Source organism: Phenylobacterium sp. (assembly GCF_020402505.1).
Lineage (GTDB): Bacteria > Pseudomonadota > Alphaproteobacteria > Caulobacterales > Caulobacteraceae > Phenylobacterium.
Genome location: NZ_JADBZL010000084.1, coordinates 1 through 5,808 on the forward strand (window position 1 = coordinate 1; position 5,808 = coordinate 5,808).

7 protein-coding genes are annotated in these 5,808 nt (G+C 71.8%); 3 read left to right on the forward strand and 4 right to left on the reverse strand.

The window, feature by feature from the left end:
- On the reverse strand, positions 1–1,053 hold a 1,053-nt coding region (locus tag IM632_RS06480), incomplete at its 3' end, for a DNA cytosine methyltransferase (RefSeq protein ID WP_296552140.1).
- 43 nt (positions 1,054–1,096) lie between these two features.
- Entirely contained in the window at positions 1,097–1,657 is a 561-nt protein-coding gene (locus IM632_RS06485; RefSeq protein WP_296498886.1) for a TetR/AcrR family transcriptional regulator, read from the reverse strand.
- Between the two features lie 60 nt (positions 1,658–1,717).
- On the opposite strand from IM632_RS06485, the gene IM632_RS06490 reads away from it, so the two are divergent.
- A complete protein-coding gene (locus IM632_RS06490) occupies positions 1,718–2,554 on the forward strand; it encodes an alpha/beta hydrolase (RefSeq protein WP_296482914.1) in 837 nt (278 codons plus the stop codon).
- Positions 2,555–2,630: 76 nt separating this feature from the next.
- Here IM632_RS06490 and IM632_RS06495 read toward each other — a convergent pair whose 3' ends face one another.
- Positions 2,631–3,491, reverse strand: a complete 861-nt coding sequence (locus tag IM632_RS06495) for an SDR family NAD(P)-dependent oxidoreductase (protein WP_296482918.1) — start codon at positions 3,489–3,491, stop codon at positions 2,631–2,633.
- A gap of 100 nt (positions 3,492–3,591) precedes the next feature.
- Between IM632_RS06495 and IM632_RS06500 the strand changes: the two genes are divergently transcribed.
- Positions 3,592–4,614, forward strand: a complete 1,023-nt coding sequence (locus tag IM632_RS06500; RefSeq protein ID WP_296502939.1) for a LysR family transcriptional regulator — start codon at positions 3,592–3,594, stop codon at positions 4,612–4,614.
- Between the two features lie 5 nt (positions 4,615–4,619).
- Here IM632_RS06500 and IM632_RS06505 read toward each other — a convergent pair whose 3' ends face one another.
- The gene (locus IM632_RS06505; protein ID WP_296482922.1) at positions 4,620–4,937 is read right to left on the reverse strand and encodes a YbjQ family protein; all 318 of its coding nucleotides are present in this window, start codon (positions 4,935–4,937) and stop codon (positions 4,620–4,622) included.
- Between the two features lie 207 nt (positions 4,938–5,144).
- On the opposite strand from IM632_RS06505, the gene IM632_RS06510 reads away from it, so the two are divergent.
- Positions 5,145–5,808, forward strand: a 664-nt coding sequence (locus tag IM632_RS06510; protein WP_296552143.1) for a DUF1566 domain-containing protein, incomplete at its 3' end; no start/stop codon positions are given.

A 5,808-nucleotide genomic window follows, 5' to 3' on the forward strand; every position in this document is an offset into this window, starting at 1 on the left:
AACGCAGACCCCGTCTCCGGCCACGTGAAGGGCCGCAGAGACGCCCCGGGGCAGGACATAGGTCTCCGGCAGGCCCATCAGGCGGGCCGCTTCCCGGGGCGCCAGCAGACGGGTGCGCACGGCGCCGTCCTCGACGACGATGATCGACTGGCGGGAGGATCCGCCCCTCGGGGTGCGCAGGCAGCCGGCCAGGCCGTCGAACCGGGCCTCGGCCCTCTGGACGCTCCGGCCCTCCTCGCGACGGGTGCGACGAAAGAGGGCGCCCACATGACGCCCGCCCGCCGCCCTCAGGGCCTCCAGCCGCGCCGCCTGCCCAGGCGACATCATCCCGACCAGGCTTCGGGTCAGGTCGGGAGGGTTCCAGGCGACCGCCGCGTCTGGCTCCAGCAGGTCGGCCAGCTGCGTGTTGCGCCCGGCCGGCGCCCGGGGCGACCAGTCGGTCCAGGCCGCCCGCGCCGCGCCCTCCAGCCGGTCCCGGGCCCGGGCCACCGCCGGGGTGACGAAGGCTCCCCCGCCCGACAGCTCCGCCGGCGCCTCGCCCCGGAAGGCGATGACGAAGAGGCGGGGCCGCGACTGGGGCGTGAAGGCGGCGGCGTCGGCCTCTATGGCCCCCACCCGGTAGCCGCGCCCGGCCAGGGCCGCGCAGAGGGCCGCGAAGTCCGCCCCGCCCCGGGAGGTGAGCAGGCCGACCACATTCTCCACCACGATCAGCGGCGGCGCGCGGCCGGCGTCGTCCAGGGCCTCCATCAGCCGCCAGAAGCCGAAGAAGGCCGAGGACCGCCCGCCCGAAAGCCCCGCCCGGGAGCCGGCCAGGCTGAAGTCCTGGCAAGGCGAGGAGGCCCAGGCCAGGGCCGCCGGCCCGGGCAGGTCCCCCGCCGACAGGCTCCAGACGTCCGCCCCGGAAAAATGCGCTGCGGCGTCTGGGAAGTTGGCGCGATAGGCGGCCCCCTTCACCGGGTCGAAGTCATTGGCGAACAGGCAGGACCATCCCGGCCCCAGCCCCAGCCGCGCCATGCCGCCGCCCGCAAAGAATTCCAGGAAATCCCGACTCATCAGCCCAGCATAGGCGCCCGGCGGGACGGTGGCGACGGGCCGATCAGGGTCCGAAGGTCTGGCGGATCGCGTCAGCCAGGCGGGCCGCGGCGACCTCTTCGGCAATCCCCAGGTCCTGGAACTCGCCCTCGGCGCACGCGTCGGCGAGCCGCTCCAGGGCCAGAAGCTCGGCGGCGAGGCGATCGAAGCTGCGGCTGGAGAGGTGCGGAAGCCGCTCGGTAAGCCGGGCGATCTGGAGACGCCGGCTGTCCGCCCGGGCGGTGCGCAGGGCCGGGTCCGTCAGGGACAGGACCCTCAGGGCGCGGCGGAAGTTCAGCGACGCGCGGTGGCTGGCGATCAGCACCGCCGCCGCCCCTGCGGCGTCCTGCACCCCCTCCAGAAGGTCGAGTTCCGATTCGGCCCAGCGCCGGTAGACCGCCAGGAAGATGGCCGGCTTGTCCCGGAAGTGGCGGTAGAAGGTCTGCGGCGCAAATCCGGCCCGCGCGGCGATCCGGTTGGTGTGGGTGGCGTCGTAGCCCGGATCCTCGAACTCCAGCCGGGCCGCTTCCAGGAGAGCGGCGCGGGTCGCCTCGGGGCGTCGGCGGCGGGTCGGAGGCGGGACCATGCGCCTTCCTCGCCCGGGCGGTTGACCACGTCAAATCAATAGTGATAGTCACATCACATCATGGACGCGTCCGGCCTTCATCCTGTCCAGACCCTCGAAGTCTGCGGCCTTCCCCTCGCCGTCCGGCGCAGCGGGACGGGGCCAGCAGTGGTCTGCCTCCACGCCACCGGGCACGGCGCGCGGGACTTTGATCGGCTGGCCCGGAGACTGGGTGGGGACTTCACCTTCGTCGCCCTGGACTGGCCGGGCCAGGGCGAGAGCCCGAGGGAAGCGGCGCCCGCGAGCGCAGAGCGCTACGCCGCGCTTGCAGGCGAGGTCCTTGAAGCCCTGGACCTCAGGGCCGTCATCCTCCTCGGAAACTCCATCGGCGGCGCGGCGGCCATCCTCTGCGCCGCAAACCGCCCCGACCGGGTCCGCAGTCTCGTCCTGTGCAATTCCGGCGGACTGATCCCGTCGAACCCCTTTATCAGGATGTTCTGCCGTCACATGGCCCGACGGTTCGAGAAGGGGGCTTCAGGGGACGCCGGCTTTCCGGCCTGGTTCGGACGCTACTACCAACAAGTCCTGCCGCGCCCCGAGGCGGCCTGGCGCCGGGAAGAGATCGTCGCTGGCGGCGAGAAAGCCGCCCCGGTCCTCGCCGAAGCCTGGCGCAGCTTCGCCGAACCCGCCGCAGATATCCGGCCCGTACTGAAGGGCCTGCGGATCCCCATTCTCTTCGCCTGGGGCCTGAGGGACCGGATCCTGCCCTGGTTCCTGGTCAGGGGGCTGGCCCGCCGGACCCCGGGGGCGCGGATCGCCCTCTTCGACGCCGGCCACGCGGCCTTCCTCGAGACGCCCGAGGCCTTCGACGCCGCCTTCCTGGACTTCGCCGGCGGCCTCGCCCGCCCGAAGGCCTGAACCGCGACCTCACCCGCACCCCCGCGCCCGGGGCCGGGGCCCTCCGCAGGCCGGGGTCGCCGGCCTTTGCCCGACCCTATTCCCCGGCCGCGTCGAACGCCGTCGCGAGGCCGCGCTCGCGCCAGCTGGAGATATCGGCCTGGCGGGCGGCGATCGCGTTTTCCCACATTCCGAAGGCGTCGGCGCCCATCATTAGGCGGAGCGGCGGAGCCTCGCTGTCGACCACTGCGATCATAAGGGCCGCAGCCTTGGCGGGATCGCCCATCTGCTTGCCGTCACCGCCGTAGAGATAGTCCTCCAGGGGTGCGACGATCGGGCGGTAGATGTCCATCGGATGCGCGGGTCGCATGTTGGCTTCGCCGGCGAACTCGGTGCGGAAGGCGCCCGGCTCGACGATGGTCACGCGTATGCCGAGGGGCGCCCCTTCCTCGCGAAGCGCCTCGCTCCAGCCCTCCAGGGCGAACTTGGACGCGCAGTAGGGGCCGAAGCCCCCCATCGAGACGAGTCCGCCAATGCTGGTGAGGTTGAGGATATGGCCATAGCCCTGCCGGCGCATGGCCGGGAGTACGGCCCGGGCCAGCTCGGCGGCGGCGAAGAAGTTCAGCTCCATCTGCTCGCGCAGCTGTTCGGGCGCGAACTCCTCGACGGCGCCCAGGGAGCCGCGGCCGGCGATGTTGGCGAGCACATCGATCCGGCCAAACCGGGAGAGCCCCTTCGCGACGGCGTTCGCCCGCGCCCCGGGGTCGGTCAGGTCAACCGCGATGGGCAGGACGCGACCCCGGTGTCTGTCCCCAAGCGCGGAGAGCCGGTCGACCCTCCGACCGGCCAGCACCGCCCGCTCGCCGCGCTCGAGTACGGCCCGGGCGAGTTCGAGGCCAAAGCCGGATGTCGCGCCGGTGATGAACCAGGTGCGGGTCGGGTTGTCGCTGTCGGACATGGCGGGCTCCTCGGCCGAAGATGAGGGGCCAGAGATCGGTGATGAGCATTGATCAAACAATGGGCCTGAAATCGGATGGGATATGCGATACGTTTCAGTAATGGATCGCGCCCTGCTGCAACACCTGCCCGTCGTGGTCGCCGTCGCGCGAACGCGCAGCTTTGTCCGCGCCGCCGCCGAACTCGATCTGGGCGCCTCGGCCGTCAGCCATTCGGTGCGCACCGCTGAGATGCATCTCGGCGCGCCTCTGTTTGCACGCACCACACGCAGCGTCGCGCTGACCGAAGCAGGGGAGGTGTTCATCGAGGCCGCACAACGCGCCCTTGACGAGATCGACGCCGCAGCCGAGCGGGTGGCGGCCTGGCAGCGGGACGTGACCGGCGTTCTGCGCCTCAATGTCCCGCGGATCGCCTTCGGCATGGGCCTGACCGCGATCCTCGCCGAGATGGCGCGGCTTCATCCTCGCCTGGTTGTCGAGGTGATCAGCGACGACGCCCTGGTCGATGTCGTCGCGCAGGGATTCGACGCCGGCGTACGGCTCGGAGAGATGATCGCGCGGGATATGGTGGCTGTGCGGATGACCCCACCCTTCCGTGCAATCCTTGTCGCCTCACCGGGCTATCTGGCGGAACGCCCGGCCCCCGAATCCCTGGCCGACCTGGGGGATCACAACTGTATCGGCTTCCGCATGCTGACCTCCGGCGCAACCTATGACTGGGAGTTCAGGGACGGACCCCGGGACGTGGCGACGCCCGTCAATGGCACGGTGCGGGTCTCGGACGCGAGCTATGCCCGCGACCTTGCGCTCGCCGGGATAGGCCTGGCCTACATCTACGAGCCGCTGGTGACAGACGACCTGTCCGCCGGCCGCCTTGTCGAGCTGCTCCCCGACGCTGCGATCCAGGAGCCCGGCCTCTTCCTCTATTTCCCCCGTCGCGCCGCAGAAGCCCGCAAGCTGCGCGCCTTCATCGACATCGTACGCCAGCGCGCCGCGTCCTGGGGCGCCGCCAGAGCGGAGCCTGCGCGCCCTGCACCGGGATCGCCCTCGGCGATTCCCGTCGTCGGGGAGGGTGCGCGACTGTCGAGGTCACGCCCCCCGGGACGGGCGGCGACGACGGGGTGAGGCGCCTACCTCAGCCGCACCGCCGTCCCGGTGGCCGAGACCATCAGCATGCTGCCGGAACCCAGGGTCTCGTAGTCGAGGTCCACACCCACCACGGCGTTGCCGCCCTTTCGGCGGGCCTCGTCGCCCATTTCCTTCAGGGCGATCTCGCGGGCGTCCCGCAGGGCCGACTCATAGGCCTTGGACCGGCCGCCGACGATATCCGTGATCCCGGCCATCAGGTCGCGGAAGATGTTGGCCCCGATGATGGCCTCACCCGTCACCACGCCGAGGGTCTCGGCGATCTCGTGTCCGGCGATCTGGGGCGTGGTCGAGGTCAGCATGGGGGTCTCCGGGGGGTCAACGTGCGGACTCAGATAGTCCCGCCGGGACGAAAGGGAAGATGACGCGGGGTCGCCGGATCGCCGGCCTCTCCAGGGTCGCCGCCCAGGACCGCCACCTGTCCGACTCCAGCCGGCGCCCGCGGCGGCTTGACCGGACCCGGCCTCCGGGGCTCAATCAGGTTCCGGGGCGGCGACGGAGGAGACCTCATGGTCGGACAGGACCGCGCCCCAGGTCGAGGGCGCCCGCTCACCGGACGGCGGATCAGGCCCCTTCTGGCCGCCCTCGCGGGGGGTCTCAGTCTTCTGGGGTCGGCCTGGCCCGGGGGGGCGGCGCCCCCGCCGCCAGCCCGGGCCTCCTATCCGGTCGTGGGAACGTCGCAGGACCGCTGCTACAGCGAGACCGGCGAGGTCATCGCCTGCCCGGCGGCCGGCGCCTTCCTGTCGGGCCAGGACGCCCAGCATCCCGGTCGCAGGCCCGCCTATCGCGACAATGGCGACGGCACGGTCGCCGACCAGGTGACCGGCCTGGTCTGGGCCAAGGCGCCAAGCCCGCCGATGGCCTATGCCGAGCTCGAGGGTTTCGCCCGGGCGAGCCGGCTGGGGGGTCATGACGACTGGCGCGTCCCCACCCTCCGCGAGCTCTTCTCCCTCATCGACTATCGCGGGGGCTACACGGGCGATCCGCGCACGTCCCGGCCCTACATCGCCGCCTCGGTCTTCGACTTCGCCTACGCCGCGGGCTCGGGCCTGGGCGACGCCGCCCACGGCAGAAGGCCCATCGACGTCCAGGAGTGGAGCGCAACCCCCTATGTCGGACGCACCATGGGCCGCGACGAGACGGTCTTCGGCGCCAACTTCGCCGATGGCCGGA